The sequence below is a fragment of the Thermococcus coalescens genome (assembly GCF_055392585.1).
In genome coordinates, this window is record NZ_AP043764.1 from 243,627 (window position 1) to 269,805 (window position 26,179).

Annotated in this window: 28 protein-coding genes, 1 tRNA gene and 1 pseudogene; 19 read left to right on the top strand and 11 right to left on the bottom strand. The window is 55.0% G+C overall.

The genetic code is table 11. From position 1 onward, the window contains the following. The first annotated feature begins 59 nt into the window (after positions 1-59). Complete coding sequence (locus ACZ5M3_RS01385) at positions 60-293, top strand: hypothetical protein (RefSeq protein WP_464839943.1); 234 nt, start codon at positions 60-62, stop codon at positions 291-293. On the opposite strand, the gene moaC is transcribed toward ACZ5M3_RS01385, so the two are convergent. After that, entirely contained in the window at positions 278-757 is a 480-nt protein-coding gene (gene moaC, locus ACZ5M3_RS01390; protein WP_464839944.1) for a cyclic pyranopterin monophosphate synthase MoaC, read from the bottom strand. The genes ACZ5M3_RS01385 and moaC overlap by 16 nt on opposite strands. Positions 758-852: 95 nt before the next feature. On the opposite strand from moaC, the gene ACZ5M3_RS01395 reads away from it, so the two are divergent. From ACZ5M3_RS01395 to ACZ5M3_RS01405, 3 genes are read left to right on the top strand one after another with little or no spacing between them, the layout of a single operon-like run. Beyond that, the gene (locus ACZ5M3_RS01395; protein ID WP_464839945.1) at positions 853-1,782 is read left to right on the top strand and encodes an ABC transporter ATP-binding protein; all 930 of its coding nucleotides are present in this window, start codon (positions 853-855) and stop codon (positions 1,780-1,782) included. Then, positions 1,779-3,905 (top strand): COG1470 family protein, encoded by a 2,127-nt coding sequence (locus tag ACZ5M3_RS01400; protein ID WP_464839946.1) that lies wholly within the window; start codon positions 1,779-1,781, stop codon positions 3,903-3,905. Before ACZ5M3_RS01395 ends, ACZ5M3_RS01400 begins: the two co-directional genes overlap by 4 nt. Next, positions 3,875-4,828, top strand: coding sequence for an ABC transporter permease (locus ACZ5M3_RS01405; protein ID WP_464839947.1), 954 nt, complete (start codon positions 3,875-3,877; stop codon positions 4,826-4,828). The genes ACZ5M3_RS01400 and ACZ5M3_RS01405 overlap by 31 nt, the downstream gene beginning before the upstream one ends. Positions 4,829-4,870: 42 nt before the next feature. Here the strand turns inward: ACZ5M3_RS01405 and ACZ5M3_RS01410 are convergent, their stop codons facing one another. The 4 genes from ACZ5M3_RS01410 to ACZ5M3_RS01425 are packed head-to-tail and all read right to left on the bottom strand — an operon-like array spanning position 4,871 to position 9,555. Next, positions 4,871-7,684: an RtcB family protein gene (locus ACZ5M3_RS01410; protein WP_464839948.1), complete on the bottom strand. Its 2,814-nt coding sequence runs from the start codon at positions 7,682-7,684 to the stop codon at positions 4,871-4,873. 36 nt (positions 7,685-7,720) lie between these two features. After that, the gene (locus ACZ5M3_RS01415) at positions 7,721-8,185 is read right to left on the bottom strand and encodes a methyltransferase RsmF C-terminal domain-like protein (protein WP_464839950.1); all 465 of its coding nucleotides are present in this window, start codon (positions 8,183-8,185) and stop codon (positions 7,721-7,723) included. Then, on the bottom strand, positions 8,182-9,117 hold the full coding sequence (locus ACZ5M3_RS01420) for a tRNA (cytosine(49)-C(5))-methyltransferase (protein WP_464839951.1): 936 nt from the start codon (positions 9,115-9,117) through the stop codon (positions 8,182-8,184). The genes ACZ5M3_RS01415 and ACZ5M3_RS01420 overlap by 4 nt, the downstream gene beginning before the upstream one ends. A gap of 9 nt (positions 9,118-9,126) precedes the next feature. Next, entirely contained in the window at positions 9,127-9,555 is a 429-nt protein-coding gene (locus ACZ5M3_RS01425) for an archease (RefSeq protein ID WP_464839952.1), read from the bottom strand. A 57-nt stretch (positions 9,556-9,612) separates the two neighbouring features. Between ACZ5M3_RS01425 and panB the strand changes: the two genes are divergently transcribed. Both panB and ACZ5M3_RS01435 read left to right on the top strand, forming a co-directional pair. Beyond that, complete coding sequence (gene panB / locus ACZ5M3_RS01430; RefSeq protein ID WP_464839953.1) at positions 9,613-10,470, top strand: 3-methyl-2-oxobutanoate hydroxymethyltransferase; 858 nt, start codon at positions 9,613-9,615, stop codon at positions 10,468-10,470. Continuing rightward, the gene (locus ACZ5M3_RS01435; RefSeq protein ID WP_464839955.1) at positions 10,471-11,136 is read left to right on the top strand and encodes a glycosyltransferase family 2 protein; all 666 of its coding nucleotides are present in this window, start codon (positions 10,471-10,473) and stop codon (positions 11,134-11,136) included. It abuts the gene before it with no gap. On the opposite strand, the gene ACZ5M3_RS01440 is transcribed toward ACZ5M3_RS01435, so the two are convergent. Continuing rightward, positions 11,126-11,968, bottom strand: a complete 843-nt coding sequence (locus tag ACZ5M3_RS01440) for a DMT family transporter (RefSeq protein WP_464839956.1) — start codon at positions 11,966-11,968, stop codon at positions 11,126-11,128. The two genes, ACZ5M3_RS01435 and ACZ5M3_RS01440, sit on opposite strands and share 11 nt — an antisense overlap. Before the next feature lie 230 nt (positions 11,969-12,198). Here ACZ5M3_RS01440 and ACZ5M3_RS01445 point away from each other — a divergent pair, with 230 nt between their 5' ends. Then, positions 12,199-12,630 carry a hypothetical protein gene (locus tag ACZ5M3_RS01445; protein ID WP_464839957.1) on the top strand — a complete coding sequence of 144 codons (432 nt, stop codon included), beginning with the start codon at positions 12,199-12,201 and terminating at the stop codon, positions 12,628-12,630. 97 nt (positions 12,631-12,727) lie between these two features. Here ACZ5M3_RS01445 and ACZ5M3_RS01450 read toward each other — a convergent pair. Together ACZ5M3_RS01450 and ACZ5M3_RS01455 are read right to left on the bottom strand one after the other, a co-directional pair. After that, positions 12,728-12,804: transfer RNA gene (locus ACZ5M3_RS01450), tRNA-Thr, on the bottom strand. A 39-nt stretch (positions 12,805-12,843) separates the two neighbouring features. Next, positions 12,844-13,659 (bottom strand): phosphatase PAP2 family protein, encoded by an 816-nt coding sequence (locus ACZ5M3_RS01455; protein WP_464839958.1) that lies wholly within the window; start codon positions 13,657-13,659, stop codon positions 12,844-12,846. A gap of 108 nt (positions 13,660-13,767) precedes the next feature. Here ACZ5M3_RS01455 and ACZ5M3_RS01460 point away from each other — a divergent pair, with 108 nt between their 5' ends. Then, positions 13,768-14,214, top strand: a complete 447-nt coding sequence (locus ACZ5M3_RS01460; RefSeq protein ID WP_464839959.1) for an HAD family hydrolase — start codon at positions 13,768-13,770, stop codon at positions 14,212-14,214. Positions 14,215-14,217: 3 nt separating this feature from the next. Then, positions 14,218-14,835, top strand: coding sequence for a YigZ family protein (locus ACZ5M3_RS01465; protein ID WP_464839960.1), 618 nt, complete (start codon positions 14,218-14,220; stop codon positions 14,833-14,835). A gap of 75 nt (positions 14,836-14,910) precedes the next feature. Here the strand turns inward: ACZ5M3_RS01465 and ACZ5M3_RS01470 are convergent. Next, a pseudogene (locus ACZ5M3_RS01470) lies at positions 14,911-17,594 on the bottom strand (DEAD/DEAH box helicase). A gap of 143 nt (positions 17,595-17,737) precedes the next feature. Between ACZ5M3_RS01470 and ACZ5M3_RS01475 the strand changes: the two are divergent. The 10 genes from ACZ5M3_RS01475 (at position 17,738) to ACZ5M3_RS01520 (ending at position 24,518) form a co-directional block, all read left to right on the top strand. Next, entirely contained in the window at positions 17,738-19,513 is a 1,776-nt protein-coding gene (locus ACZ5M3_RS01475) for a ribosome biogenesis/translation initiation ATPase RLI (RefSeq protein ID WP_464839961.1), read from the top strand. 200 nt (positions 19,514-19,713) lie between these two features. Beyond that, positions 19,714-20,454, top strand: coding sequence for a DUF4405 domain-containing protein (locus tag ACZ5M3_RS01480; RefSeq protein WP_464839962.1), 741 nt, complete (start codon positions 19,714-19,716; stop codon positions 20,452-20,454). Then, entirely contained in the window at positions 20,420-20,644 is a 225-nt protein-coding gene (locus ACZ5M3_RS01485; protein ID WP_464839963.1) for a hypothetical protein, read from the top strand. The genes ACZ5M3_RS01480 and ACZ5M3_RS01485 overlap by 35 nt, the downstream gene beginning before the upstream one ends. A gap of 235 nt (positions 20,645-20,879) precedes the next feature. After that, positions 20,880-22,067 (top strand): cell wall-binding repeat-containing protein, encoded by a 1,188-nt coding sequence (locus ACZ5M3_RS01490; protein ID WP_464839965.1) that lies wholly within the window; start codon positions 20,880-20,882, stop codon positions 22,065-22,067. Between the two features lie 125 nt (positions 22,068-22,192). After that, on the top strand, positions 22,193-22,495 hold the full coding sequence (locus tag ACZ5M3_RS01495) for a hypothetical protein (RefSeq protein WP_464839966.1): 303 nt from the start codon (positions 22,193-22,195) through the stop codon (positions 22,493-22,495). Next, positions 22,492-22,722 carry a hypothetical protein gene (locus tag ACZ5M3_RS01500; protein WP_464839968.1) on the top strand — a complete coding sequence of 77 codons (231 nt, stop codon included), beginning with the start codon at positions 22,492-22,494 and terminating at the stop codon, positions 22,720-22,722. Before ACZ5M3_RS01495 ends, ACZ5M3_RS01500 begins: the two co-directional genes overlap by 4 nt. 76 nt (positions 22,723-22,798) lie before the next feature. Continuing rightward, complete coding sequence (locus ACZ5M3_RS01505) at positions 22,799-22,951, top strand: hypothetical protein (RefSeq protein ID WP_464839969.1); 153 nt, start codon at positions 22,799-22,801, stop codon at positions 22,949-22,951. Positions 22,952-23,027: 76 nt separating this feature from the next. Further along, on the top strand, positions 23,028-23,324 hold the full coding sequence (locus ACZ5M3_RS01510) for an ArsR/SmtB family transcription factor (protein WP_055429353.1): 297 nt from the start codon (positions 23,028-23,030) through the stop codon (positions 23,322-23,324). Positions 23,325-23,326: 2 nt separating this feature from the next. Beyond that, positions 23,327-23,524, top strand: coding sequence for a hypothetical protein (locus ACZ5M3_RS01515; RefSeq protein ID WP_055429438.1), 198 nt, complete (start codon positions 23,327-23,329; stop codon positions 23,522-23,524). Position 23,525: 1 nt separating this feature from the next. After that, positions 23,526-24,518, top strand: a complete 993-nt coding sequence (locus ACZ5M3_RS01520; protein WP_464839970.1) for an AIR synthase family protein — start codon at positions 23,526-23,528, stop codon at positions 24,516-24,518. On the opposite strand, the gene ACZ5M3_RS01525 is transcribed toward ACZ5M3_RS01520, so the two are convergent. Further along, on the bottom strand, positions 24,515-25,387 hold the full coding sequence (locus ACZ5M3_RS01525) for a type I restriction endonuclease (protein ID WP_464839971.1): 873 nt from the start codon (positions 25,385-25,387) through the stop codon (positions 24,515-24,517). The genes ACZ5M3_RS01520 and ACZ5M3_RS01525 overlap by 4 nt on opposite strands. A gap of 2 nt (positions 25,388-25,389) precedes the next feature. Continuing rightward, complete coding sequence (locus ACZ5M3_RS01530; RefSeq protein WP_464839972.1) at positions 25,390-26,130, bottom strand: Rossmann-like domain-containing protein; 741 nt, start codon at positions 26,128-26,130, stop codon at positions 25,390-25,392. Between the last annotated feature and the right edge of the window lie 49 nt (positions 26,131-26,179).

A 26,179-nucleotide genomic window follows, 5' to 3' on the forward strand; every position in this document is an offset into this window, starting at 1 on the left:
TCCTCGCGAGACATACAGTCTGGGTATCTGAAAAGAACTGGCCAAACCCTACGAAGTACATGGCCCGCGATGAAAACGGGCTCAAACGCTTCCTCCTCAGAGAGGTTTCAAGGAAATCCATGATCCTAACAGAGATACCTTCCGTAATCATCTGGGGGGCCGTGTGGTGGCTCGTCTGGAGCTACTTTGAGGAATACCCGCCCGGAACGTTCCTGCTGTTCTTCCTCGGTTTTCTCCTGAACGACCTGGCGAAGGTATTCGAGTACTTTGTCCTCGGCTACTGCAGGGAGTGATCCTCCTTCACCTTTTCCACCACGCGAATACCCTCGATCCTCGTGAACGGGTACTGGCCGCTCTCGTTCTTCTCAACGGCCTTGACCATGTCCCATATCGTCAGCAGGGCAACGGCAACGCCGGTTAGTGCCTCCATCTCAACCCCCGTCTTGTAATGGGCGCGAACCTCGCAGGTCACCTCTATGTAATCCTCGCCAAGCTCGAATGATATGTCAACGCCCGTGAGCGGTATCGGGTGGCAGAGCGGGATCAGCTCCGGCGTTTTCTTTACCGCCAGGATGCCCGCTATCTGGGCGGTGGCCAGGACGTTGCCCTTCTTCGTCTTTCCGGACTTTATCAGCCCTATCGTTTCTGGCCTGAGCCTTATCCTGCCCTTTGCCACGGCCTTCCTGAAAACTTCCTTCTTGTGGCCGACTTCGACCATCTTGACGCCCTTTTCATCGACGTGCGTGAGCCCCTTCATGTGCCTCCCCCAAACGTATTGGCTTCTCCCTTTAAAACCCTGTCCGTAATCCTTTTAAGTTACGGCTTCCTTACCATTGGCAGAGGTGGTAGCTCATGCCATCACCCGCCATACTCATCCAGAACCTCACCAAGTCGTACGGGACGCTGAAGGCTGTCAACTCCCTGAATCTGGAGGTAAAAGAGGGCGAGATCTTCGGGTTCCTCGGGCCGAACGGTGCCGGAAAAACGACAACAATCCTGAGCATGCTGAACCTCGTCATTCCTGACAGCGGAAGGGTTGAGATTCTGGGCATGGACGTCTCAAGAAAACCCCTGGAGATAAAGGAGAGAATCGGCTACCTTCCGGAAAATGCCACGGTATACGGCGAGCTTACAGCATGGAAGAACCTGGAGTTCTTCGCCAATTTCTACCGCATGTCCAACGCAGAAAAGGAGAAGCGCATCGAAGAGCTCCTGAAGATGGTCGGCCTCTGGGAAGTCCGGTACCGGAAGGCCAAAACCTTTTCCAAAGGCATGAAGCAGAGGCTCCTCATAGCCCAGACGTTCATAAACGACCCCGAGCTGCTCATCCTCGACGAGCCGACGAGTGGTCTTGATCCCGAGGGTGCCCACCTCGTTAAGAGGCTGATAAGGGAAGCCCGGTCGGAGGGAAGGACTGTATTCTTCTCGTCCCACATACTCAGCGAGGTCGAAGAGCTCAGTGACAGGGTGGGGATAATCGTGAAGGGAAACCTCAGGGCCGTAGGGACAGTGGGGGAAATAAAGAAGCAGTTCATGGAGCTTGAGGGCTACGAGATAAAGGTGGAGACCAAGGAACCCCTGCCGGCTATTGAACACCCGGAAATAACGAGGATTGAGCTGATCAATCCGAATCAGGCCATAATATTCGCCCGCGCCGACATCAGGGAGGAGCTGTCAAGGAGTCTCTCCGAGAGGGGACTCACGATTCTGAGGCTCGATATTGAGGAGCCCAGCCTCGAAGACGTTTTCCTCAAAACAGTCTACGGGAGGGATGGGGAGTGAGGAAGCTTTTCGGAATTCTCCTTTCGCTTGTCCTCCTGTCGTCGCTCGTTGCCGCTCAGCCGTACGTGACGGTGTTTGAGGGAAGGATCACCACGGGACAGACCCTTGCCGTGGGCAACTACACTATAACCGTTGTCCAGGCCGCCGATGGGAGCTACTACCTGATGCTGAGGAACAGGAGCAGGATACTGGAGCTGAAGCCATTCGCCTTCGGAACGGAGATAGAGAGGGACGGCCTCAAAATCCTCCTCGGGAGCTATACCCCACAGGGTGGTTTTGTGGTCGTATCGGTGAAGCCGGACTTCATAACCTCCCTCAAGCCGGAGGTAGGTGCAAAGGCACTCTTTAACGGCAACGTCGTCGAGGTGACGGCGGTCGGCAATAAGACCGTCGACGTCTCGGTGAACGGCGTTGCGAGAACGCTGGAGGTCAATGGAAGCGCGGTAGTTGATCTGATAGCCCTTGAGTACGACGGGAAGGAGATAATGGTGTACGCCGCAAGCCCCGTCTCCGAAACCCTCAGCCTGAATTACGTGGTCTTCTATCCCTACGGAAAGATAAGGGTCTCCGGGCCGGTTGACATCCCTATAACGATAACGAGCTCCTCTAACGCCGAGATGAGCTTGAACCTCACGGTTATCTCAATGCCCAGGGGCTGGAAGGCAAGCTTTCTGTACGGTGGTGTCGAGGTCGAGGAGATAACCCTCCCGCCGATGGGCTCGGTTACGGTCACCCTTCACATCGAGGCAACGGGAAGCGGAGCCGTCAAGTTCTCAGTCGGGAGCTTACCCGGAAGCATTGAGATAGAGGCCATGGGGGTTGAGGTCTCAATTCCATACCTCGCACTCGATGTTGAGGCCGGTCAGGTTCTTACCATCCCCGTAACTTTCACAGGAAGCGGAACCGTTGATTTTGAACCCAAAGACATTCCGGCCGGCTGGAACATGTACCTGACCACCGGGGAGTACCGGCTCAGGAGCTTCACAGTTTCAGGAACTTTAACGGGAAGCCTCGTCATCGAGGTTCCACGGAACGCCACCCTCGGGGACCACAGGGTGAGCTTCACCGTAAACGGGAGAGAATACGGCCTGATGATCAACATATACAAGACCTACCTCGGAGAGCCGGCAAAGCTGACCGTAATTCTAACCGACGAGAGTGGAAACCCCGTGAAAGGATGGGTGAGCGTAGGGGGGAGGAACGTCACGACCTCTCCGACCGGTGCCGCGGCCTTAGAACTTCCCTCCGGGAAGTACAAACTCGTCGCCGGCGCCCCCGGGGCTGTTCCCAAGGAGGAAACTATCGAGCTGGGTGACGGGGAGGAGAAGGACATTCAGATAACCCTGAGCAGGGCGCCATACTACTTCGAGGCGGAGCTCCAGAACGATGCCCTCACAGTGCAGGCCGGGGGGAGTGTCAGCACCGAGGTGAGAATAACCAACCTGGGCTCCAACGAAGACGAGTACAGGGTAACCCTGGAGGGGCTCGAACCCGGATGGAGCTACGTGATCAGCCAGGATCCCAGCGGCGCCACTCCTGTGGGGGCGATAAAGGCAGGCCCTGGAGAGAGCACAAGCGCCTATCTCGTGGTTATAGCGCCATTCAACGTTGTGGCTGGAGACCTAAATGCCAAGGTCATCATTGAGGGGAAGGGAACAAAGGTCGAAAAAACCCTGACCGTCAGGGTCGAGAACCCCGCAAGCTTAACCCTCAACGCGGACTATCCAAGCCTCACGGTAAAAGCCGGGGGCTCGACGGCCACCAACATGTGGGTGGACGCCGCCGGAACTGTCACGAACGTTAAGTTCTCGGTTCAAGCGCCAGCCGGATGGGACGTTGAGGTCGTGCCAGACACAATTCCAAGGCTCGGGGTCGTGGAAAGGGGAAACGTCCAGGTGTATCCCGGGCCCACCACCGTCGAGCTCCGGATCAAGGTTCCAAAATCCGCACCTGCCGGAACGTACACGATAACGGTAACGGCCGCTGGCGACCAGGCTAAGGCGGAGACGGTAATAACCGTCAGGGTAACGCAGAGCTCCAGCAGTGCCTATCTTGGAATCCTGCTCCTCGTGGCGGTGTTTGGCATTGTGATATGGCTGATGAGGAGGGTCGGAAGAAGATGAACCCTGCCTGGAACATAGCCCTCAAGGAACTCTACACCTCGGTGAAGAGCAAGAGGTTCATAGTCATCATGGGTCTCTATCTTCTCATTTTTGCCCTCGCGGTTTACGGCATCAAGGACTATCTGATCCGCATGGGAACGCCGAGGGTGGAAAACAACGAGCTCTATCTCTGGGGATCCGTCGGGGAGGTCTACATGACGCCGCTTGCGGGGCTTTTCATGATAAACATGATGATAATAACCATCATAGGTGCGGTCTTGGGTGCGGCCCTGGGTGCAGATGCGATAAACAGAGAGGTCGAAACGGGAACGGCTAAAGTTCTCCTCGGACATCCGGTTTACCGGGACGAGGTCATCAACGGCAAGTTCCTCGGTATGGGGCTGCTGATTGTAGTCACAAACCTCGTTGTCTACGTCGCCATAGCGGCAGTGATGCTGGTACTGGGCATTCCACTGGACGGGGATTCGCTTTTCAGGGCCTTCCTGGCCATCATCGCCACGATACTCTACACCCTGACGTTCCTCTCAATCGGCGTGCTCTTTTCGACCCTCTTCAAGAAACCCGAGACGTCTATGCTCGCCGCGGTCGGCCTGGCCATCTTCCTCACGGTCTTCTACGGCATAGTGGTTGGCATAACCGCACCGAGGCTTGCGGGCCCAGAACCACCGTGGGGGACTGGAGCCCATGACGTCTGGCAGGAAACGGTGAATACCTGGATGGCAAGGCTGCACTTCCTCAACCCAGCGCACCACTACGTCCAGCTAGTTCAGTACATATTTGGTGGGGACAGGTTCCTCAACTACTACATCCCCCTGAGCGACTCGTTCACCTACGGCTTCAACAACCTGGCCATGCTCCTCGTGATGCTGTTCCTCCCCTTCGCGATAGCCTACGCTGAATTCATGACCAGCGACATCAGCTGACATCCTTATTTCTTTTGATAAAGACAAAGAAGAAAGCAGAAATCAGCCCTTCGCAACTCCCATCGGCCGCATCCTGGCCACGAGGTTCGCTATGCCAGCCCGGTGGACGACGTTGACGACGTTGTCAACGCTCTTGTAGGCGCCAGGGGCTTCTTCGGCAACGACCCTGAGCGACGCCGCGCGGATGTAGATGCCCTGTCTTGCGAGCTCATTCTTGAGCCTGTCACCGCGGTACTGTCTCGTTGCGGCCTTCCTGCTGAGCAGCCTTCCGGCACCGTGGCAGGTCGAACCGAACGTCTCTTTCATGGAGCCCTCTGCGCCCGCTAAGACGTAGCTCGCTGTACCCATCGAACCGGGTATCAAAACCGGCTGTCCGACGTCGCGATACGCTTTGGGCACGTCCGGGTGCCCTGGGGGGAATGCCCTCGTGGCTCCCTTCCTGTGGACGACGACTCTGACCTTCCTTCCGCCGACGACGTGCTCCTCGACCTTCGCTATGTTGTGGGCGACGTCGTAAACAATGTGCATCTCCATGTCCTCGGCCTTCTTCTTGAAGACCTCTTCAAAGCTCTCCCTGACCCAGTGGGTTATCATCTGCCTGTTGGCCCAGGCGAAGTTGGCAGCTGCCTTCATCGCGCTGAAGTAGCGCTGCCCCTCCTCGGTCTGGAACGGGACGCTGACCAGCTCCCTGTCCGGCCAGGGGACGCCGTACTTCCTGTTGGCCTTCTCCATTATCCTGAGGTAGTCGCTGGCAACCTGATGGCCGAGACCCCTCGAACCGGTGTGGACCATGACAACGACCTGCCCCTCGAAGAGGCCGTACGCTTCTGCTATCTTTTCGTCGAAGACCTTGTCAACGACCTGAACCTCAAGGAAGTGGTTTCCTGAGCCGAGGGAACCGAGCTGTGGTGCTCCCCTCTGCTTCGCCTTCTGGCTGACCGCACCGGGATTAGCGCCCTCCATCCTTCCGCCTTCCTCAAGGTGCTCCAGATCCTCCTTCCAGCCGTAGCCGTTATCAACGGCCCACTTGGCACCGTCTGCCAGAACATCGCCCAGCTGCGTCCAGTGGAGTCTCACCCTTCCCTTGCTACCGAGTCCAGAAGGTACGTTCCTGAAGAGGGTGTCAACGAGTTCTTTTATCTTCGGCCTCACTTCCTTCTCGGTGAGGTTCGTCCTTATGAGCCTGACGCCGCAGTTGTGGACGACAACGCCGTTGGCTATGAAGTTGTGGGCCTCGTGATAGACTCCGATGTCGTAGAGCTTTTTGGAATCGCTTTTTATCCTCTTGACTTCAATTACTGGGTCAAGCACAAAGCCACCTTCAAGCCCATACATCTTAGCGAAATTCTCAAACTCCGGTAGAAGCTCAGTTAGTTTTCTGTTCCTCTCGACCAAGTTGCTTTCCGAGATTCCCTCTGATATCATGATTTTCCTTCTGAGGTACTCTGCAAAGATCAAGGCGTAGGGTTTTTGGGAGGTGTATTCATAGCCAATCTTGGAAAGGAACTTGTATATCTCCTTCGTATTGGAGTATATCACGAGACGGTACATTACCCTGTTGTTGTATTCTTTGACTTTTCTGATGTGAGAGTTAATCCCAAATTCTGCCAGCAACTCCCTGACTGAATTAAGGAACTTTGCAAGGCTCTCTTCAAGCGTCTTTGTCTTGACGGCCGTTAGAGATATCGTATTTGGAGTGTATCTATGATTGCTGGACATTAGTCTTGGTTTACTTCCATCTGCTCCAAATAGACCTGCAAGGAAGTTCCTCTTCACCCATTTTGGGGATCCCTTGATCCACTCCGGCACGTCAAAGTCGATCTCAGTCTTCTTGCCAAGGGGAGCGCCCAGCTTTATGAGGAGTTTCGAAAACGCTTTTGACGTAACTTTTATTGAGTATTCAGTTCCAATTGTCTCAAACTCACCCCAAGCCGTTTTGACTTTCTCGTTTCTTGTTCTTGTGTAAACCCTCGAAGCCTTGATATTGAAGTAGAACTCTAAATCCTTTCTCAGTTCCTCCAGTCCATTGCCATCGCCATAGAAAACTGTGATAATTCTCTCTCTTCCGTTTTTCTCGTGGTATATATCGAAAGATCCATCACCAATGAAGTATCCAAGAATTCTTGCCAGAACGCCTATTCTTGGATCATCCATTCTCAAAGGAAGCAGGTCCCTCTCTTCTAAGTACTTTATCAGTTGCTTATCTTCACCGGCGAAATCTTGATGGGTTAAAAGAACTTTTGGACTGGGCTTTTCGTATTCTACTCCATCAAAGGGATAGACCGCAACTAAGTCCCCCGGTTTTAACTCTTCTGTCTTCTTATATCCATTCTCTGTTAACACTGGGTGATCCCCGGAAGCTTTAATGACCCTACCACTGGCGAGTCTTATCTCATAAATCTCGTCGTCGCTCTCCCTCTCGGCGACCAGCATAACTTTGGAATGGTCATTGTGTCCCTCCTTAGCATCATAGACTTTGAGCGGAACCTTCTTAAACATCTTGGGAAGCTCACTGACTTTTATTCTGAATCCAAGATCACTTATGACCTCGGTCTCTTCGTGTAAGCAATTCACATCGTAGCCCACACCTCCGGGGCTTATCACGCCCTCCTTCACGTCAAAGGCGGCAACACCGCCGATCGGGAAGCCGTAGCCCTGGTGACCGTCTGGCATAACGATTGAGTACTTGTATATTCCAGGGAGCATGGCGACGTTGGCGGCCTGCTCAAGGGTCCTGTCCCCCCTCATCTTCTCTATCAGCTGGTCGTCAGCGTAAACCCTGCCCGGAACGCGCATTCTCTTGTCGTACTTCGGTATCTCCCAGCGTATTTTATCTATCCTCTTCAGCGGCACCATCCTCCCACCTCCTGTTTAGATTACCCTAACGTTATTTTAAGCTTTCGTGGGGTCTTCGAGCTTCAGCCTCCTCTCCTTCGGCACGTAGTTTATGAGCCTGCCCTCCTTGGCCTTGGCCGAGCCGAGGTAGTAGGAGCGCCACTTAACTATCACCCACCCGTGGAGATCTTTATCGTCGATCTCGACGCTCTCTCCGGCAAGATACCGTCTTGCCCTCCCATCATCGAGCTCGACAACGTTCTTCGTCGCCTTCGGGCCAATGAGAAAGCTCCCCTCGATGCTCAGCCTTATCCCGTCGCTCTCCACCCTGCCGAAATACACCCCGTTCCTGTCGGGCCCCTTGAGCTCGAAGGGGCAGGGCTTCCAGGCGTAGACCTTGTGATACCTCCCGCGTATCTCATAGAGAAGCTCAGGTGCATAGCCGTAGTTCTCAATGAGGAGTTTTTTGACGAGCTCGGTGTCGCTCGTTTTCCCTATCTCCTCCCTCGGGTTGCCGCTCATGCCCCTCCCTCCGGCTTGACTATCTTCGCGATGAAGAAGGCCTCGGTGTCGTTGTCGTTGGGGTGTATGCGTAAAGCCTTCTTCAGCTCGGACGAGTAGGTCTTCCCCTCCCACTCCAAAACCGGCTCGCTGGTCTTCACCGGCAGGTCTATTCTCTCCAGCCTCGCGTCGGTCTTTCTGAGGAGATAGTCCACAACCTCTTCGTTCTCAAGGGGGTCTATCGTGCAGGTCGAGTAGACCAGCGTTCCGCCCGGTTTGAGGGCCCGATAGGCGGCCAGGATGAGCCTCTTTTGAATGTTCATGTACTTGATGACCCCCCTCAGGCGCCAGCCCGTTAGGAACTTCCAGCTCTTCCTTATCATCCCAACGGAAGAGCACGGAGCGTCGAGGAGAACCCTGTCAAATGTATTCTCAAAACGGCCGAAGTAAGCCCCATCCTTCGTCGTCACGCGGGCGTTGAGGACGCCCATTTTATTGAGGTTCGCTATGAGGACGTTGGCCCTGCTGAGCTTCGGGTCGTTTGCTATTATGCACCCCTTGTTCTCCATGTACTGTGCTATCTGTCCGGTTTTTGAGCCAGGGGCTGCCGCCATGTCCAGGACAAGCTCACCGGGCTTGGGATCAAGGACAACGGGGGGTATCATGGAGCTCGCTTCCTGGCCGAAGATTAAGCCGAGACTGTGCTCCGGAACCTTTGCGAGGTTGTCAACGCTGATGAAAAAGCCCTCGCGAACCCATGCTATCGGCTCAAGCTCGAACTCCTCTTTAAGCCTCTCAACGATCACGTTAAGCGGCGCCTTGAGGGTGTTCACCCGTATGCTCTGCCGCAGGGGTCGGATTATGAACTCCCAGAACTCGTCCGTGTCTTCGAGCATTGAATAGCGCTCGTAAAAGGCAGGGTTGGTTTCCTTAATTCTGTCCCTCGCGCTCATAGGACCACCTCAGATGTCCGGCACCAGCTGTGCCATCCACCTTCCGTCTGGAAGCTGCTCTATCTTCATCTCATGGTAGGTTATGGCCTTAACCTCCTCCTTCGGCTCGTGCTTCTCGTAGTCGAGAACCTCACCGCATGCCTTCGCCCTGAGCCGATAGCCTTCCCCGGTTCTCTCTATCTCGACGTCAACGTCTCCAAAGACCAGTCCCTCCATGTCGTGGAGCACGAGAAGCTCCTCAAGGAAGTTGTAGAGGAGCGCCATCAGGTCTTCACCCTCCACCTCGACCTCACGGCATTCTTTGCTCTCGACCTTTATCACCTCAACCATCACGTCAAAGAGCGCCAGCGCAACGGCCTCGAAGGCCTCCTCAAGGCTCTCACCGTAGCCCCTGATTCCAACGTCAGCGGTGTGCTCGTAGTGCTCCCACTTCCTCATATCCTCACCCCCAGAAGGCTTATAGGGACGGAGGTTTATTAGCCTACGGGTGGGAAAATGAGGGAGATAACGCCTCGGAAAATAATCGAGATGAAGGGGAAAGAAAAGATTGCGATGATAACAGCTTACGATTACCCCTCAGCGCTCATAGCCGACAGGGCAGGGATGGACATAATCTTCATCGGCGACTCCCTTGGGATGGTCGTCTACGGGGAAGAGAACACTCTGAACGTCACGATGGACCAGATGGTCTTCCACACTAGGGCCGTCTCAAAGGCTGTCAGGAGGGCGCTCGTCCTGGCCGATATGCCCTTCGGCAGCTACGAGGTCGATACCGATGAGGGTGTTAAAAACGCAATTAAGCTCGTGCAGGCCGGAGCGGACGCGGTGAAGATAGAGGGTGGCTACGACCACAGAAAGCTCGTGAGGAAGCTGGTCAGGATGGGCATTCCGGTGATGGGGCACACGGGACTCACTCCCCAGAGATACCTCCGCCTCGGCGGCTACCGGCTGATGGGGGAGACCGAAGAGGAAATCGAGGAGATACTCCGCGATGCCAAGGCACTTGAGAAGGCCGGAGCCTTTGCCGTTGTCCTTGAATTTACACTGGCCGATGTTGCGAAGCTTGTAACAGAGGAGGTCTCGATTCCCACCATCGGAATCGGTGCCGGGCCGTACGTGGACGGCCAGGTTCTTGTCTGGCATGACCTCTTAGGAATCTACGAAAACACCCCTCCATTCGTCAAGAAATACGCAGACATCGGCGGGATGATAAGGCTGGCCCTTGAGAACTATCGGGAGGACGTAAAAGAAGGCAGGTTTCCGGCGAGGGGGCACTACTGGGAGTTCCTCGATAAGGACGACTTCAGGAGAAAAGCCCAGAGAGCCATCAAAAGGCTCGGAGAGGATGAGTAGATGCTGAAGGGCAGAAGGATCACCGTCGTCATACCAGCTTACAATGAAGCGGCAAGGCTCCCGAAGGTTCTTGAGGGAATTCCCGACTTCGTTGACGAGGTCATAGTGGTTGACGATGGCTCAAGCGATGGGACGTATGAGGTTGCCAGGACATTCTCCGAGAGGGATGAGCGAATAAAGGCCATCAGGCTTGAGAAAAACTGCGGTAAAGGCTGCGCAATGCGTGAGGGGGTTAAACACTCCGGCGGTGACGTTGTGGTCTTTATGGACGCCGACGGTCAGCATAAACCCGGGGAGATAATAAGCCTCGTGGAGCCGATAGTCTCCGGCGAGGCAGATATGGTCATCGGCGCCAGGAAGGGGGACGTGAGCCAGAGGCCACTTCACAGGAGGCTCAGCAACATAATAACGACACGGCTGATAAGGCTCAAGCTGCGCCAGTACGTCTACGACACCCAGAGCGGCTTCAGGGCGTTCAGCCGGCACTTCATCCCTGAGATAGAGAGCGACCGCTATGAGGTCGAAACCGAGATGCTGATAAAGGCGGCCAAGATGGGGGCTCGAATAAAGGAAGTGCCCGTGAGCATGATATACGACCCCGACAGGGAGGGACGTTTCGGATTAAGGGATGTTTTTCGCTTCATTGAGACACTGCTCAGGTTCTGAGCTCGCTTTCCACCTTTACCGCACCCAGTGTCCCCAGGGTAATTAGGATGAAGCCGAAGGCATGATAGACCGTAAAGCTCTCGCCGAGCAGGATTCCCAGCCCTATTGCGACTGCGGGAGCGGGCGTTATTATCGCCGTGGCCTTGGACAGGTTGATGAGCTTTATTGACCTGTACCAGACCAGCTGGCCGAGGGCTATAACGAGACCCTCGGCGATCACGAAGGCGGAAATCTCCAGGCCGGTTGCAATTGCCAGCGGCAGGAGAAGCAGAAAGCCGAATGTGTTCCTAAAGGCCGCTATCGTCGGCGGGCTGTAAGGCAGCCTCTTGGCTATCACGTGGCCGAGCTGCCAGAAGAGCGGAACGAGGAGGAGAAGGAAATCCCCGATATGGAGTTCAAGGGAGCGTCCCTGAAGTATCACGATGGCCAGACCTGCGATTATCGCGAGGGAGTAGGCAACGAGTCTCCGGGTTATCTTCTCCCCCAAAAATAGCCAGGAGAGCATGAAGGAGAACAGAACTTCACTCCGAGTTATCAGGGCGGCGTTTATCGCCGTGCTCATCCTCGCTCCGAACGAATACGCCAGATAAGCGAGCGCCGTGCCGAAAAGTCCCACCAAAAACGCCTTCTTCAGATCGCTCCTGTTGGCACGGATCTCCTCCCATTTCCCTGTCCAGAGAAGACTGCCCCAGAGGAGAAGCGACGCAACGAGGGCAGAGAATGCCGCAAAACTTATTGGATTTGAGGGATTGGACTTTATCACAACGGGCTCAATGCCGTAGATGAACATCCCGGCTATCGCGAAGAGTACCCCCAGGGATTCCCTTTCCATAAAGCTACCTCCGTCCTTCATCTTAAAAAATCCACGGAAATTTTTCAGTGTTGGGTGGTCTCCGTCCACAGGAGAGGCAGAAGTAAGTCTTTTCCATATCTTGGATTTTGTCTAAGATGGTGGGCAGACTCCAGATTGTGGGGACAGTGGTAACAAAAAAGAATAAAACTAAAACTTGAGGTCACAACGTTTAAATATATCGGTAACGAGTTAAAAATGGGGGATAGGGGGTGGCGGCGATAACGATGAGGCCACTCACGACAAAGCGCATCGAAGCCCTAGGATTTACGATTTTCATCATCGGGGCTATCCTGATAGCCGCCACCCTGTGGGGAGCTTCATACAGGTTTCAGGAGAACATCGTCATATCTCCCGGGGGCTATTACGTTTACAAACTTGACGGCTATGACTGGAGCGTGATTCAGTTCTCAATAAAGTCAACCGAACCCGTGACCGTTTGCATTACAGACGAGGTGGGATTCAGAATATTGAAGTCGGGAGACGGGGCCCTGTGCCTCTTCAAGGTGGACGACACGACCAGCGTTGAAAAGATCTGGAGGTTCCCCAAAGACGGCCCAATGTACATGATAATCATCCCCGAGTCAAAGGGGGGGCCAGTTTCTGTCTCCGTCCGTGTGAAGGGCGGCCTGATTCTCTGGTGAGACTTCCAACCGAGGGGAGCGGGAAAAGATGTCTACAGATGCCATTCTAACGGGGCTTTCATTCGATAGAAGTGCTTTGGGAAGTTACGGAAAATTGTGGAGCCGGGAGCGGGATTTGAACCCGCGACCTGCGGATTACGAGTCCGCCGCCCTGCCGAGCTAGGCTACCCCGGCACCCGATGTTAAGGTTCACGGGAAGTTTATAAGTTTTTCTCAGGGGCCGGGAAGAAGGCCGTTTATAATCTCCAGCCATCTGTCAGGGCTGACTGCAACTATGAGGACTAAAACCGCAAGGAGGAAGTTCACCACTGTCACTTTCCTCAGGGAGGCAATTTCCAGGTTATAAAGGGTCTCCGGAATCCGGGTGGTTCTTCCATCGGTAGCCGTAGCTATGAAAGCACCGAGTGCCATACCCGTCAGGACATCGTAAATCCAGTGGTGGCCGAGGAAGATCGTGACAAAGGGTATGAGCGTGTTCACTAATATGATTGCCTTCCCGCCGAGCTTTTTCCTGTACCTCCAAACTGTAATGATGTTTATCGTGATGATTGTGTTGTGGAGCGATGGAAGGACGAACTCCTGCCGGGTCAGGAGGGTGTTTGAGGAGGTGTAACCTGGGAGATTGTAGACGATGTGGGGGGCATGGATGTGGACGACGAGATATATGGCACCCGCTATGGCGTAGGCCATTAAATAGCGGATGAACAGCTCATCGGAGGCCTTCAGATCCCTCTTGTAAAGGAGAAGATAGGCAACTATCAGGGCTATCGAGCCCGAAAAGCCCAGATAATAAACGACCGTGAAAAGCGAGTACAGGGGTGGAATGCTCTTTGTAAATTCCACGAGCCCGACCACGAGTCCCCTTGATGTCAAAGGGAGCCTGAGAAACTCGTCCGTAACGTCAATGCTCCAGCGTCCAATGATTCCGTACAGAACTCCGAAGGCTATCCATCCAAAGTAGCTCAGGAAGAAGGCGTTGAGCCTTACGAGCACCTCCGGATCCTGAAGACGTCGCTGAAGCAGGTTCATGACTTTTACCCCCGAGTAGTCAAACCTTTAATTACCTGCTCTTGGATACGGTAGTGCCTTGAACTCCAACCCTTAAAAACCTTGCACCCAATTATCGCCGGTGGGAACATGGAGATACCGAACTACGGCAGGATTGAATTCCAGGCGGTTCTCTTTGACCTCAACGGAACCCTCGGAGAAAGCGGAAAGGTAGAGGAGGAGGTCAAGCATCTCCTTGAAAGGCTCGCGGAAAAATACACGGTCGTCGTTCTGAGCGCCGACACCTTTGGAACACTGGAGGAGGAGTTCAAAGGCCTCCCGGTGAGGATCGAGAGGGTTTCGAACGGTGTCGAGAAGGCCGAGATAGCGGAGGGGTACAAACCCTACGCCGCGGTGGGAAACGGCAACAACGACGTGGCTATGCTCGAAGGGGCAGAGTTAGCTTTCTGCGTGGTGGGGCCCGAAGGGGCGAGCATGGATGCCCTCCTGGCGAGCGATGTGGTGGTGAAAGACGTTAAGGACGCAATAGCAATGCTCCTCAACGAGAAGAAGGTCATAGCGACCCTGCGAGGGTGAGTTATGGGCTACAAGACGCTGAAGGGAGTTGGGACATCAAGGGTTGTGATCAAAAAATCGGTTTTTATAGGCTATGCCTCTCCGGCAGGGACGGAGGAAGTGGCCAGGCAGTTCATTGCAAAGATCAAGGCCCACCACAGCGACGCAACGCACAACGTCTCAGCCTACCTCATAAACGACGGGAAGAACTTCGCCGTTCGCTACGATGACGATGGTGAGCCAAAGGGCAGTGCGGGAAAGCCCGTGCTCAAGGTCATCCAGAACAAAGGCCTGAGCAACGTCGTTGTCGTTGTCACTCGCTACTTTGGCGGCATAAAGCTCGGCTACGGCGGTCTGGTCAAAGCCTACAGCGACGCGGCCAGCCTGGCCATCGAGAACGCGGGAATAGCAGAGGTATACGAAACGGAGCGGTTTGAGGTTACTTTTCCCTACAATCTCTTTCACACGGTTAAAGAGACCGTTGAAAGGGCTGAAGGAAGAGTGGTCGGCCAAGAGTATGGGGAGCTGGTAAAGTTCACCGTCGAGACGAGGAAGGGCGAAGCGGAAAGCTTGATGGAGCTTTTGACAGAGAAGACTAGGGGAAGGGTGAGGCTGAGGCCGCTGTTTATGAGGAGTTTTTGAGAAAGGTTTTGTATTTTTACACCCCATGTGATTTACATGGGGGTGGAAAGAGCAAGGGGCGTAAAAATCCAGCCATCATTCGCTTTTTTCTCCCCCTAGAATCCTCTCCCAGGCCCTTATCGCGGCCCATTTGTCCAGGAACTCGTTGAATGTGCCGCACTTCGGGGAGAGCGTGCACACAGGGCAGCCGTCCCTGCAGGGGCAGGAACGGAGGTGTTCGAGGCTCTTCTCCATCAGCTTCTCGGCGTTCTCATAGAGTATCGGCGCGAGGCCCGCGCCCCCTTCGTTCCCGTCGTAGATGAACACGATCGGCCTTCCTGCGTGGGGCAGGCCCGGGAAGCTCGCGTAGCTGTAGCCGCCGAGCTCCCTGCTGTCAATGTAGGTGAAAATGGGGGCGATTTTTATCATGTTGTGCTCTATCGCGTGAAGCGCCGAGCCGATTCCATCCTTGCTGTCGATCATCTTCTTTATCGCAAAGGCCAGTTCCTCATCACCGATTCCAAGCCTCTGGAGGGCGTCGCCGATGCTCTTCTTTATGACGTGGGTGGTCGTCCCGAGGTAGAGCGGAAAGAGCTTCCTTCTGTCGAGGTTGGTATAGAGGGCAAAGGCTGGGTCTTCAAAGCCCTTCTCAGCGGCCACGTCAAAGAACTCCCTGAACTCCTCTCTCGTGACTTCCCTTATCGAGTCCGGAAAGACTAGCCATATCCCCTCGGTCTCAAACTCCCTTAAGTAGGGTTCCTCGAACTCAACCTTCGCGAACTTCTCCCAGTTGAGGATCGAGAAGTCCTCCTCATCCACCCTCTCGCCGGTCATCGGGGAGTGTATCCTGGCCTTAAGAATCCCCCTCTCCTTCAATCTCAGCAGCTCCCTAACGTAGTTGCCGGTGTCGGCCCCTTTGACGGCGAATCCGGTGTAGACGTGCCTGACCCTCAGCCGACCGAGGTGTATCTCAACCTTCCGGTGGGTTTTCTTCCGCCTGCTTTCCAGTATCTCGACTTCCTCCCTCTTGGCCACGAAGGTTTCCACGTCCCAGAAGCGGTTGAGTCCCCTCGCGAAGACGAAGTGGAACTTTCCGAGGGTGAGCCTGTCTCCGGCCATGTAGAGCTCTCCCCTTGAGAAGTAGCTCATCCCCGGAAGGAGCGAGCGGTGGTATTCCTCTGAATCGACCTCCTCGACGATGTAACCTTTAAGCTTGAGCCAGTTTACGAAGTTAAGAAGCTCCCTGAGCGAGGACTTCTCCATCAGTTTGCCCCTTATCCAGGGCTCGTCTTTGACGAGGAAGAACGTTTCGTCGCTCGTCGTCCTCAGGGAGGAGTAGCTGAAGGCAGGCTTCCTCAGGCGAACCTCAAGCCTGCCTGTGAGAGGATTTTTCTTCAGGTCGGCCTTACGTTCGATGACGAGCCTCTCAGCAATCTTTCTCTCGAACCCGTCAAGCTCGTCCCAGTCAACTATTCCCAGCTCCGTGAGGAGGTAGTGGAGGTGCTTCTCCGCTATGCGTTCGTTCTCCAGGTTGACGGGCATGTACTCGATTATACCCCTCTCCAGCCTCTCAACGAGCCCGTCGAAGTGCTCTCTGTAATAGTAGTCGAGACCGTTCTTCCTGAGGACTATGGCGTTCAGGGCCTCCCTTTCGGTCTTTCTCCCAGCCCGGCCGAAGCGCTGAATCAGCGAGAAGAGCCCGTCCGGGGGATGCCGTAGTTGACGACCGCATCGAGGTCGCCGATGTCTATGCCGAGCTCAAGGGCGTTGGTCGTCAGGAGAACGAGCAGCTTACCCTCCTTGAAGTCCCGCTCTATTTCCCAGCGGACGTTCTTGGGAAGGGTTCCCTTGTAGGTGGTGACCTTCGAGAAGATCCTCGAACCGAGGAGGAAGCGGAGGAGCTTTTCGGTCCCCCTACGGCTGTCGAAGAATACCAGCGTCTTAACCTTCTCCCCTGCGAGCCTCTCAACGACCGCCCGAAGGAGCTGCCTCTCGTCCAGGTTCTTTGGCTCGAAGAGGACGAGATATCTCCTTGGAAAAGGGTTGGTGGCGCGGCTTACTGCACTGAATCTCTTCCTGAAGAGCTTCTCCGCAAACTCCTTCGGGTTTCTAAGCGTCGCCGAGAGCGCTATGATCTGGGGCTTTGCCCCAAGGCGCCTGAGCCGGAAGTCGAGGCGGCGGAAGAGATACGCAAAGTTGCTCCCGAAGACGCCGCGGTAAACGTGAAGCTCGTCCACGACGAGGTAGCGGAGGTTCCTCAAAAGCCATTCGTAGTCGCGCCATCTCCTGAGGACGTTGTAGTGGAGCATATCCGGGGTCGTGAAGATGACCCTCGGCTTCTCACGGAGGATTCCCCTGCGCTCCTCCCATGGGACATCGCCCGTCAGAATCCTCGCGCTGACGTGCTTTCCGGTTAGACGGTAGAAGGTGAGGTTCTGGACGGAAAACTTTTCGAGCTGGTTGTTTATGAGGGCCCTCGTGGGGTATATGAGCAGGTAGGTCGCATGGGGATTCGAGAGGTAGGAGTCGAAGATGGCCAGCCTGAAAATCTCGCTCTTACCGCTGGCCGTTGGCGTCGTGACGACTATGTTCTCCCCCGAGTACAGCTTTTCCAGGGCCTCAACCTGATGGCGGTAAAGGGAAAAGCCGAGCTCTTCGAGGAGTTCGTTTATCTCGGGGTTGTTGAAGCGGAAGTTACCGAACTCGCCCTCGCTCGGAGGGAAGACGTGGACCCTCGTTATCTCCGACTTGAGGGGCTTGAGCGTCTCGAAGAGTGACATGGGGATAAGTTCGATGGAGTGGCTAAAAAAGTAGCGGGCACCTGCCGCCGAAACACGGTTTTGGTGAACTCTCAGGGTGGCGGGGGAACTCCAACCCGCAACCCTTTAAAACCCTCTCCCTCAGCCTAACCCGGTGGTGAGTGATGAGGATAGCGGTCATCGATTACGACAAGTGCAACCCCGACAAGTGCGGCAACTTCCTGTGCGAGCGCGTTTGTCCCGTCAACAGAATGGGCGGAGAGGCGATAATCATAGACGAGGAGAACTACCGTCCGATCATCCAGGAAGCCAGCTGTACCGGCTGCGGAATCTGTGTGCATAAGTGTCCATTCAACGCAATAACCATAGTCAACCTCCCGGAGGAGCTTGAGGAAGGCTGCGTCCACCGCTATGGGATAAACGCCTTCGTGTTGTATCGCCTTCCCGTTGTCAAGGACGGAATGGTCGTTGGAATACTGGGCCCCAACGGAACCGGTAAGACGACGGCGGTCAAAGTCCTCTCGGGCCAGATCGTCCCGAACCTCTGCGGCGACAACGATGACTGGGACGCCGTCATAAAAGCCTTCCGCGGCAACGAGCTTCAGAACTACTTCGAGAGGCTGAAGAAGGGCGAGATAAGGCCGGTCGTCAAGCCGCAGTACGTTGACCTGATACCAAAGGCAGTAAAGGGCAAGGTGAGAGACCTGCTGAAGAAGGCCGACGAGGTTGGCAAATTCGATGATGTGGTCAGAGAGCTTGAGCTTGAGAACGTCCTCGACAGGGACATAAGGCAGCTTTCGGGCGGTGAGCTGCAGCGCGTGGCCATAGCGGCCGCGATGCTCAGACAGGCCCACTTCTACTTCTTCGATGAGCCCTCAAGCTATCTCGACATAAGGCAGCGCCTCCGGGTCGCCAGAATAATTCGCAAGCTTGCCGATTCCGGAAAGGCTGTTCTGACTGTCGAGCACGATCTGGCGATTCTCGACTACATGAGCGACATAATCCACGTGGTCTACGGAAAGCCCGGGGCGTACGGTATATTCTCCCAGCCCAAGAGCACGCGCAACGGCATAAATGAATTCCTGCGCGGCTACCTCCGCGACGAGAACGTTCGCTTCAGGCCGTATGAGGTCAGCTTCACCAAGAAGAGCGAGAGGAAGAGCCAGGATGGGGAGATACTGGTTGAGTATCCGAGGCTGGTAAAGGACTACGGGAGCTTCAGGCTTGAGGCCGAGGGGGGAACCCTCTACGTCGGCGAGGTGGTCGGCATAGTGGGCCCCAACGGAATAGGGAAGACCACCTTCGTTAAGATGCTCGCCGGTGTTGAAAAACCAACGGAGGGTGAGGTCGACTGGACGCTCACCGTGAGCTACAAGCCGCAGTACATCAAGGTGGACTACGAAGGAACCGTCTTCGAGCTGCTGAGCAAGATCGACGCAGGGAAGCTGATGAACAGTTTCTACAAGACCGAGCTCCTGAACCCGCTGGGTATTCCTGATCTCTATGACAAGCAGCTGAACGAGCTGAGCGGTGGAGAACTCCAGAGGGTTGCGATAACTGCCTGTTTAATCCGCGACGCCGACCTGTACCTCCTGGACGAGCCTTCCGCCCATCTCGACGTCGAGCAGAGGCTGGCAGTCTCAAAGGCCATACGCTCCCTTATGGCCAAGAACGAAAAGACGGCCCTCATAGTCGAGCACGATGTCATGATGGTGGACTACCTCAGCGACAGGCTCATAGTCTTCGAAGGGGAACCCGGAAGGAGCGGGAGGGCCCTCCAGCCGATGGGGATGAGGGAAGGTATGAACCGCTTCCTGGCCTCGGTTGGAATAACCTTCCGAAGGGACCCCGAGACCGGAAGACCGAGGGCAAACAAGGAGGGCTCCGTGAAGGACAGGGAGCAGAAGGAGAGGGGCGAGTACTACTACGTCTCGGCATAAGGTATCCTATCGGGCCTTTCATGTTTTCCACTTTTCTGCGGCATTTCTCATTTTCAAGTGATGTGCGACGCATCCGAAATCTTTTTAAATCAAACTGTCATATGTAAGTTAAAACATACATATGTGGATGATAGCATGCTCAGGTTCAATGCAATCGCGGGAAGGCTCTCTCAGACAAAATGCCGCGGGAGGTGCCGGTAATGGCAAGATGGACGGCTCCTGCATGGCTTAGGGGTACGATAGACCTTGTCCTCACCATAGTGTTCGTGATACTTGCCGTGTCGGGAATAGCCCTCTACCTGGCGCCATCGGGAAGGATAGCGGACACAGCAGGGTGGACGTTTCTTGGAGTGGACAAAGACACGTGGACAAACATACACACGTACATGGGCTTTGCCATGATAGGTCTTATAGCGGCACACCTGATAATAGGCTTCAGGAGCATGATCACCATGCTCAGGATGGGCTTCAAGCAGAGCAGGTTAAAGCCAGTGGTAGCTTTTCTGTTCACCATGGCACTCATCCTCGGCGGATTCCAGGTGTACAAAGCATACTTCACGGAGGAGGACTCAACTGAGAGTGCCGACTACGTGGCCTACCTCCCGAGCGAGGTCAACGACACGACGTACACCTATGTGGAGATAACCGGCTCGATGCTGAAGACATACACTCTCCAGCAGCTGGCAGATATCTACGGAGTCCCCGCCGAGGAACTGGCAAAGGTGCTAAAGGACGACTACGGCATTGAGGCCAGAACTGACGAGCTGCTTGAGGTCATAGAGGCCAACAACGGGCTGGATCGCGAGGTCTTCAAGGAAGAGCTGGCCTCGGCCACTGAAAAACTCCTTGGAATAAGCAATGCTGAAACAACACCACATCGGAAACAATGGAAGGGGGTGAAGGCTGATGGGACCGTATTTTTCCGAGTACCTCTACGCTGAGACGCCTGGCTACGTGGCCTACTTGAGCATAGCTATATGGCTAGTCCTTCTAGCAGTGGTGGTTCTCTTAATGTACACCCTCAACAGGAGCCTCAGTGCCCTGCTGGTGGAAATGAAGGGAGTAAACGCCACCGCCATTGAGCTGATAAATGAGACCGGCGACGTGCAGGAGATACTGGAAGAGGTTTGAAGGTAGCGTTTTCCTTTATTTTCTTCTGTCTCCTTCTGAAGGATTTGATTTTTTGCATTTTCCCCTAAGAGCACTCATTAAACACAGATAAACGATGGATAACGTTGTTTAACGGTAAAAATCAGAAAAAGGCAGGAAAAACCGCTTCAGCAAACAAACATGAATTTAAGCAGACGATTTCGTGAAAAAAGCTTAAATATCGCTTTTTTCATAAAGAATATTGAGGTGAAGTGCCATGATGTGGAAAAAAGGCATTGCATTGCTCTTTGGTTTAATGCTCGTGGCAACCACACTGTCCTTCGGGAAGGCAGCGGCCGAGGGTACTTCAGTGACGGTGATTCTGGTGAGTGACAACGAGGCTGATGGCGCCATTGCTGAGTATTTGGCTAATGTGACGGGTGCGGTTGTTGTCACGACGACTTGGGGTGCTTATGACCCGAACGTGACGGCGGAGATCATGAGTTATGCTCCGGATGAGGTGATAATAATCGGCGGGCCTGATGCGGTCGTTGAACAGTACGTTTCAGACCTTCAGGAGCTTGGAATCACCGTCGAACGCTGGGGCGGCCAGAACAGATACCAAACCAACCTCATAACAATGGAACACGCAAAACTTAAATTCAAACTCATGTTCAACGACAGCCTCGTGATCGTGCCTGGAAACGACAGTGCCGCCATCAAGGCCGCGCTCAGAATAGCCATCCGCAAAAAGGCCATGATAGCCTTCGTCAACGATACCTCCAACATCACCAGGGTTATGCTGAAGCTCCAGGTAAGGAACGCCAACGTGACCATAGTTCAGACACCGGTCATGAGCAGGGCGATGCTCCACATAAGGGAACAGCTGAGGGAAAGGATGAACTGCAACTGCACCGAGATAAAGGTCAACATAACCGCCGAGACAGCCCTCGAGGCCATCAACGCGAGCGAGGAGAGGATAGAGACCGCCAAGGAAATGCTTGAGAACGTGACTTTGAGCCCGCCCGAGGAGAGGCTCGCCACCAGGATGCTGAACCTGGCGGAGAAGGAGCTGGAGAACGCCAAGACTGCCTACGAGATGGGCAAGTACGGCAAGGCATACGGACAGGCCATAGCCGCGAAGGCCCACGCGGAGTTCGTCATCAGGATGGCGTCGGACAAATGGAGCGTGGAGATTCAGACCAACATGACGATGAGGGCGGAGATGTACCTCTGGAGGCTTGAGAGACAGATCATGGTGATGGAGAAGAGCGGACTCAACACCACCGAGCTCAAGGCGCTGGTCGAACAGCTTAAGGTGGCGATCAAAAACCGCGACTACGATGCCATAGACTCCATAATGCAGCAGATAAGAGAAAAGCTTCTTGAGCTCTACACCAACGGCCGGGGTAAGTTCCGGGAGCGCATGGTGTTTCCCGCCCATGGGAGACACGGCAGACCGTAAACCCATTTCTCTCTTCTTTTTGAGACTTTCACAGGATCCATACCAGCTCTTCTGACCGAACCGAAAACTTTATAGTGTCTCCCAAATATGTAATATTAAACTTACACATGTAGGAATTTGAGATCATGGGAAGGATGTGGTTTGGAATTGGGCTGATGGCCCTGCTGGTGGGAATGTCGATTGGGGCGGTCTCGGCGTACATGGGGGTTCCAGGACCGAACCCCTACGCATCTCAAACAGCCGTCCCGACGGTAGGTGCACTGATAGAGGAGACCGACATAGTCGGCCTCCAGGAGAGGATAGCCCAGACGGACAACGAGGACATAAAGCTCGTCTATGAGAACTCATGGCGGGCAGTGAGAACCACCTCGGGGCTTTCACAGGACAGCTTGAGGCCTACAGAACGACATATGAGCCGCAGGTGGTGAGCGAAGACTACTACCTGAGCGTTATCGGCACAGCACCCAGCCATGGCCACGGCGGTCACGGCATGATGACCGCCTACGGACAGGCCGGAGGCATGCAGGACAGCGGCATCATGGCAGGCATAACCGGCACCTTCAGGCACGCCTGGGCGTGGATGAACGGACTTGCCCAGAGAATTGGGTGCCCATCTGAAGCTTTCTCTTTTTCTCAATTCACAGGGAGGAGGTGACGCTGGACTGCGGGGAGGGCATCGTTGGCTGGCTCTATCTGGAGGGATGAGGATGCCGAGGGGGTTTGGAGGTCCCATGATGCGGCCCGTCTTTGGAAGAAGGGGCTTCTGGTGGATGTGGTGGGGTTTTGGGATACTAGCCATCCTCCTGCTCTTCGCTCCCATTGCTCTACTGCTGCTCCCTTTCGTGCTCCTTGATGCCCTGCTTTACGCCCTTCTGAAGCGCTGATTCGAAAGCTTTTTATTTCTCCCCGCCAACTTATGTAAGAGCCTGCTGCCCTATGGAAGGTCAAGAGTGATGTAAGATGGTCGAGAGCATACAGGAGATAACAGTGATTGCAGAGGCCCTGAGTTCCCCCGTGAGGGTGAAGATACTCAAGATGCTCTGCGAAAAGGAGTGGTACGTCTACGAGCTTGCTAAAAGCCTCGGCATTTCCCGCCAGCTGCTCTACCTCCATCTCAAAAAGCTCGAAAAGGCCAACCTTGTCGAGAGCGAGCTCCGTCTGGAGCCCAACGACCCCAGGGCAAAGAAGTACTACCGGGCAAAGCCCTTTAAGTTCGTCGTTGATAATGAGACCATAAAGAACCTTAAGGAGGTGTGATGATGCCCTACGCATCGACCCCGAGCGGGTGGATAAGCATAATCCTCGGGCTCATTCTGATCGCAATAATGGTCTTCGCATTCTACCAGATGAACAAAACGCTCGGGGAGCTCAAACTTGAGCTCGCCCAGCTGAGGAACACACTGGAGGAGACCAAGAGGCACACCGAGGAAGTCAAGAAGAAGCTTGAGGAAGTCTGAAATGCTGCCCCCAGGCAAAATCCCTCCGGAGAAGCTCAGGGAGCTGGTCTTCAACCATCTTGGGGCTAGAGGGGAGAGGGTTATAATCGGTGCCGACCTGGGCATAGACGCTGCCGCCATTGACTTTGGTTCCTCCGTTCTCGTGGCATCGACAGACCCGATAACCGGGGCTGAGAGTGGGATAGGCTTCTACGCGGTTCACGTTAATGCCAACGACGTCGCAACCTTCGGAGCGAAGCCAAAGTGGTTCCTGGTGAGCATACTCCTCCCGGAGGGTGCCGATGAGAGGCTCCTCACCGAGATAATGCGCGAGCTCCACGAGAGCGCATCAAAGCTCGGGGTTGCCATAGTCGGCGGCCACACCGAGGTGACCCCTGGTCTGGACAGGCCTATAATCGTCGGGACGATGCTCGGTGAGGTTAGAAGGGAAAAGCTCGTAACCTCCAACGGCGCCAGGCCGGGCGATGTCATCATCGTCACCAAGTGGGCCGGCCTTGAGGGGACATCGATAATAGCCAGTGAGCGGGGAGAGGAGCTGGAGAGGGTCTTCGGCAGGGAGTTCGTGGAGAAGGCCAGGTCATTCATCGAGATGATAAGCGTTGTGGAGGATGCCCTTACGGCCAACGGGGTCGGAGTCCACGCCATGCACGACCCAACGGAGGGGGGCATAGCCAACGGCCTCCACGAGATGGCGGACGCGGCGGGTCTGGGCTTCCGCGTTTACAGGGAGAGGATTCCCATCAGGGAAGAGACGCTGAAGATATGCGGGTTCTACAACCTGAACCCCCTGGCACTGATAAGCTCCGGGACGCTGATGATAGCCGCCCCCAGGGAGAGGGTTGATACTGTTGTTGATGCCCTTAAGAGGAAGGGCATAAACGCCTCCTCCATAGGCGAGTTCGTGGAAGACCCCGGCGTAAAGGTAATCGTTGAGGACGGAAGGGAGAGGCCTCTTGAGAGGCCAGAAAGCGACGAGCTCTGGAAGGTCGTCTAAAGCTCCACGGCTATTCTCAGCCTTTCCTCTTCCTCAAGCTTTCTGAGTATCTCAAGGGCTGTTCTTGGATCCAGCTGAACCGTCCTGAGGTGCTCGTAGGCTTTTCTTATCTCCCTCCTCTGGTAGCCGGAGGACGTCCTCTCCATGTACAGGAGAACCGCGAGGAGAACACCCCTGATGCTCTTTTCTGGAAGGGGCAGGAGCTTCCAGCCGCCGTCATAGACGTAGGCCGCCTTGGGGGTCTCGTCCCCACGAAGCTCCGCCACGGGGAGTGTCGTGGATCCCTCGCGGGAGGTCAGGTACTCGACAAGGGTTTTTTCGGAATAACCCTCCCGTTTCAGTCCCTCAAAGCTCAGCTCCAGCGCCTTGAGAAGGGATGCAAGCCTCTCAATGTCCCCTATCCTCGACTTGGAGAGCAGGGAGAGCTTGAGAACGACCCTCTCCAGGGGCTCCTCCTCGATGTTGACGGCTACCAGAACCCTGTCCCAGAGGCGGGAGCCCTCTTCAAAGGCCTTAACCGCTATCCAGACCGCGCCGTTCGTGAGAATCCCATACCTCACGCCGGAGTTGAAGCAGTACCGCGCCAGCTGGCGAAGCGGCTCGTCCTTTTTCAGGATGTTCACGCCCATGTTCTTCGCCTCGACGTAGGCGAAGACCTTTCCGTCCAGCATGAGGGCGTAGTCAGCCCTCCCATCTTCAGTCCTGGCCTCCGGTCGAACCTCCTCCGGGTTGTTCCAGTTCCAGCCGAGCGCCTGAAATATCTCCCCGATGAGATGCTGCTTCACAGCCTCTTCGTTTTTGACATAGAGGCTTCTGTGGGCACGCACCTTCCGGAGGACGTTGACCACAGCTTCCCTGAGCTCCTCCATGCTCATACCTCCAGCACGTACTTTCTGCTTCCTGCCTCAAAACCCCTGAACGAGCCGAGTTTGAGCCTCACAATGGCAGACTCGACATCCACAACGCCCATTGATGCAAGGTGTGTCACCCCCGTACCCCTCAGGAAATCGGGAAGGAGCTGGGCACTTGGGCCGGTGAGAACGAATAGTCTGGCCCTCTTCGCCCGATCCAGCATCATGTCGAGGGTTCCGTTGATCATTGCCGAACCGCTGGCTATAACAGCGTCCACCTCCGGAAGGAGCCAGTATTCAAGGGCATCGCTGAGGGTTTCTCTGTCCCAGAGCTTGGGATTGCGCTCAAAAACCATGACCTCGAATCCTCTCTCACGAAGGTTCGAAACAACCGGGGGCATGTTCCCAACTACCGCGACCTTTTCAACATCCTCTCCGAGGAGTTCAACGACGTCCCTGTCCGGGGCGTTTGACACGTCCAGGAGGTACTGGGAAAGGGCGTTTATCGCCGCCATTCCGAGGGTTCTTTCGATCACGTTGAGGCTGTCTGCCTTTTCGATGAATCCCTCCAGAGAGGGTTCTACGATGGAGTTCCGGTACCTCCCCACCTCCTCCGGGAGCGTCATGGCCACGCCCAGCGCGGGCCCGCGACTTCCCTCGATGAGAACGTAGCTGTAGGGAAGTGCGAAGGAAAAGTCGATTAACCGGAAGTCCTCGTCTATTATATCCAGTGCCCTTCGTTTAATCACCCTGAGCAGCATGGGGTTTCTTACTCCCCTAGACCTAAAAGCTTTTGGGGGTACCCGAGAA

Coding starts and splice junctions, on each gene's coding strand:
- ACZ5M3_RS01420 (WP_464839951.1), bottom strand. CDS start 9,117: ATGAGCGCGAGGGACAGAATTAAGGAAACCAACCCTGCCTTTTACGAG.
- ACZ5M3_RS01485 (WP_464839963.1), top strand. CDS start 20,420: ATGGGACCGTATTTTTCCGAGTACCTCTACGCTGAGACGCCTGGCTAC.
- ACZ5M3_RS01480 (WP_464839962.1), top strand. CDS start 19,714: ATGGCAAGATGGACGGCTCCTGCATGGCTTAGGGGTACGATAGACCTT.
- ACZ5M3_RS01520 (WP_464839970.1), top strand. CDS start 23,526: ATGCTGCCCCCAGGCAAAATCCCTCCGGAGAAGCTCAGGGAGCTGGTC.
- ACZ5M3_RS01505 (WP_464839969.1), top strand. CDS start 22,799: ATGATGCGGCCCGTCTTTGGAAGAAGGGGCTTCTGGTGGATGTGGTGG.
- ACZ5M3_RS01525 (WP_464839971.1), bottom strand. CDS start 25,387: ATGGAGGAGCTCAGGGAAGCTGTGGTCAACGTCCTCCGGAAGGTGCGT.
- ACZ5M3_RS01395 (WP_464839945.1), top strand. CDS start 853: ATGCCATCACCCGCCATACTCATCCAGAACCTCACCAAGTCGTACGGG.
- ACZ5M3_RS01440 (WP_464839956.1), bottom strand. CDS start 11,968: ATGGAAAGGGAATCCCTGGGGGTACTCTTCGCGATAGCCGGGATGTTC.
- ACZ5M3_RS01435 (WP_464839955.1), top strand. CDS start 10,471: ATGCTGAAGGGCAGAAGGATCACCGTCGTCATACCAGCTTACAATGAA.
- ACZ5M3_RS01405 (WP_464839947.1), top strand. CDS start 3,875: ATGGCTGATGAGGAGGGTCGGAAGAAGATGAACCCTGCCTGGAACATA.
- ACZ5M3_RS01495 (WP_464839966.1), top strand. CDS start 22,193: ATGGGAAGGATGTGGTTTGGAATTGGGCTGATGGCCCTGCTGGTGGGA.
- moaC (WP_464839944.1), bottom strand. CDS start 757: ATGAAGGGGCTCACGCACGTCGATGAAAAGGGCGTCAAGATGGTCGAA.
- ACZ5M3_RS01530 (WP_464839972.1), bottom strand. CDS start 26,130: ATGCTGCTCAGGGTGATTAAACGAAGGGCACTGGATATAATAGACGAG.
- ACZ5M3_RS01425 (WP_464839952.1), bottom strand. CDS start 9,555: ATGAGGAAGTGGGAGCACTACGAGCACACCGCTGACGTTGGAATCAGG.
- ACZ5M3_RS01455 (WP_464839958.1), bottom strand. CDS start 13,659: ATGAACCTGCTTCAGCGACGTCTTCAGGATCCGGAGGTGCTCGTAAGG.
- ACZ5M3_RS01515 (WP_055429438.1), top strand. CDS start 23,327: ATGCCCTACGCATCGACCCCGAGCGGGTGGATAAGCATAATCCTCGGG.
- ACZ5M3_RS01465 (WP_464839960.1), top strand. CDS start 14,218: ATGGGCTACAAGACGCTGAAGGGAGTTGGGACATCAAGGGTTGTGATC.
- ACZ5M3_RS01410 (WP_464839948.1), bottom strand. CDS start 7,684: ATGGTGCCGCTGAAGAGGATAGATAAAATACGCTGGGAGATACCGAAG.
- ACZ5M3_RS01490 (WP_464839965.1), top strand. CDS start 20,880: ATGATGTGGAAAAAAGGCATTGCATTGCTCTTTGGTTTAATGCTCGTG.
- ACZ5M3_RS01510 (WP_055429353.1), top strand. CDS start 23,028: ATGGTCGAGAGCATACAGGAGATAACAGTGATTGCAGAGGCCCTGAGT.
- ACZ5M3_RS01415 (WP_464839950.1), bottom strand. CDS start 8,185: ATGAGCGGCAACCCGAGGGAGGAGATAGGGAAAACGAGCGACACCGAG.
- ACZ5M3_RS01475 (WP_464839961.1), top strand. CDS start 17,738: ATGAGGATAGCGGTCATCGATTACGACAAGTGCAACCCCGACAAGTGC.
- ACZ5M3_RS01385 (WP_464839943.1), top strand. CDS start 60: ATGGCCCGCGATGAAAACGGGCTCAAACGCTTCCTCCTCAGAGAGGTT.
- ACZ5M3_RS01460 (WP_464839959.1), top strand. CDS start 13,768: ATGGAGATACCGAACTACGGCAGGATTGAATTCCAGGCGGTTCTCTTT.
- panB (WP_464839953.1), top strand. CDS start 9,613: ATGAGGGAGATAACGCCTCGGAAAATAATCGAGATGAAGGGGAAAGAA.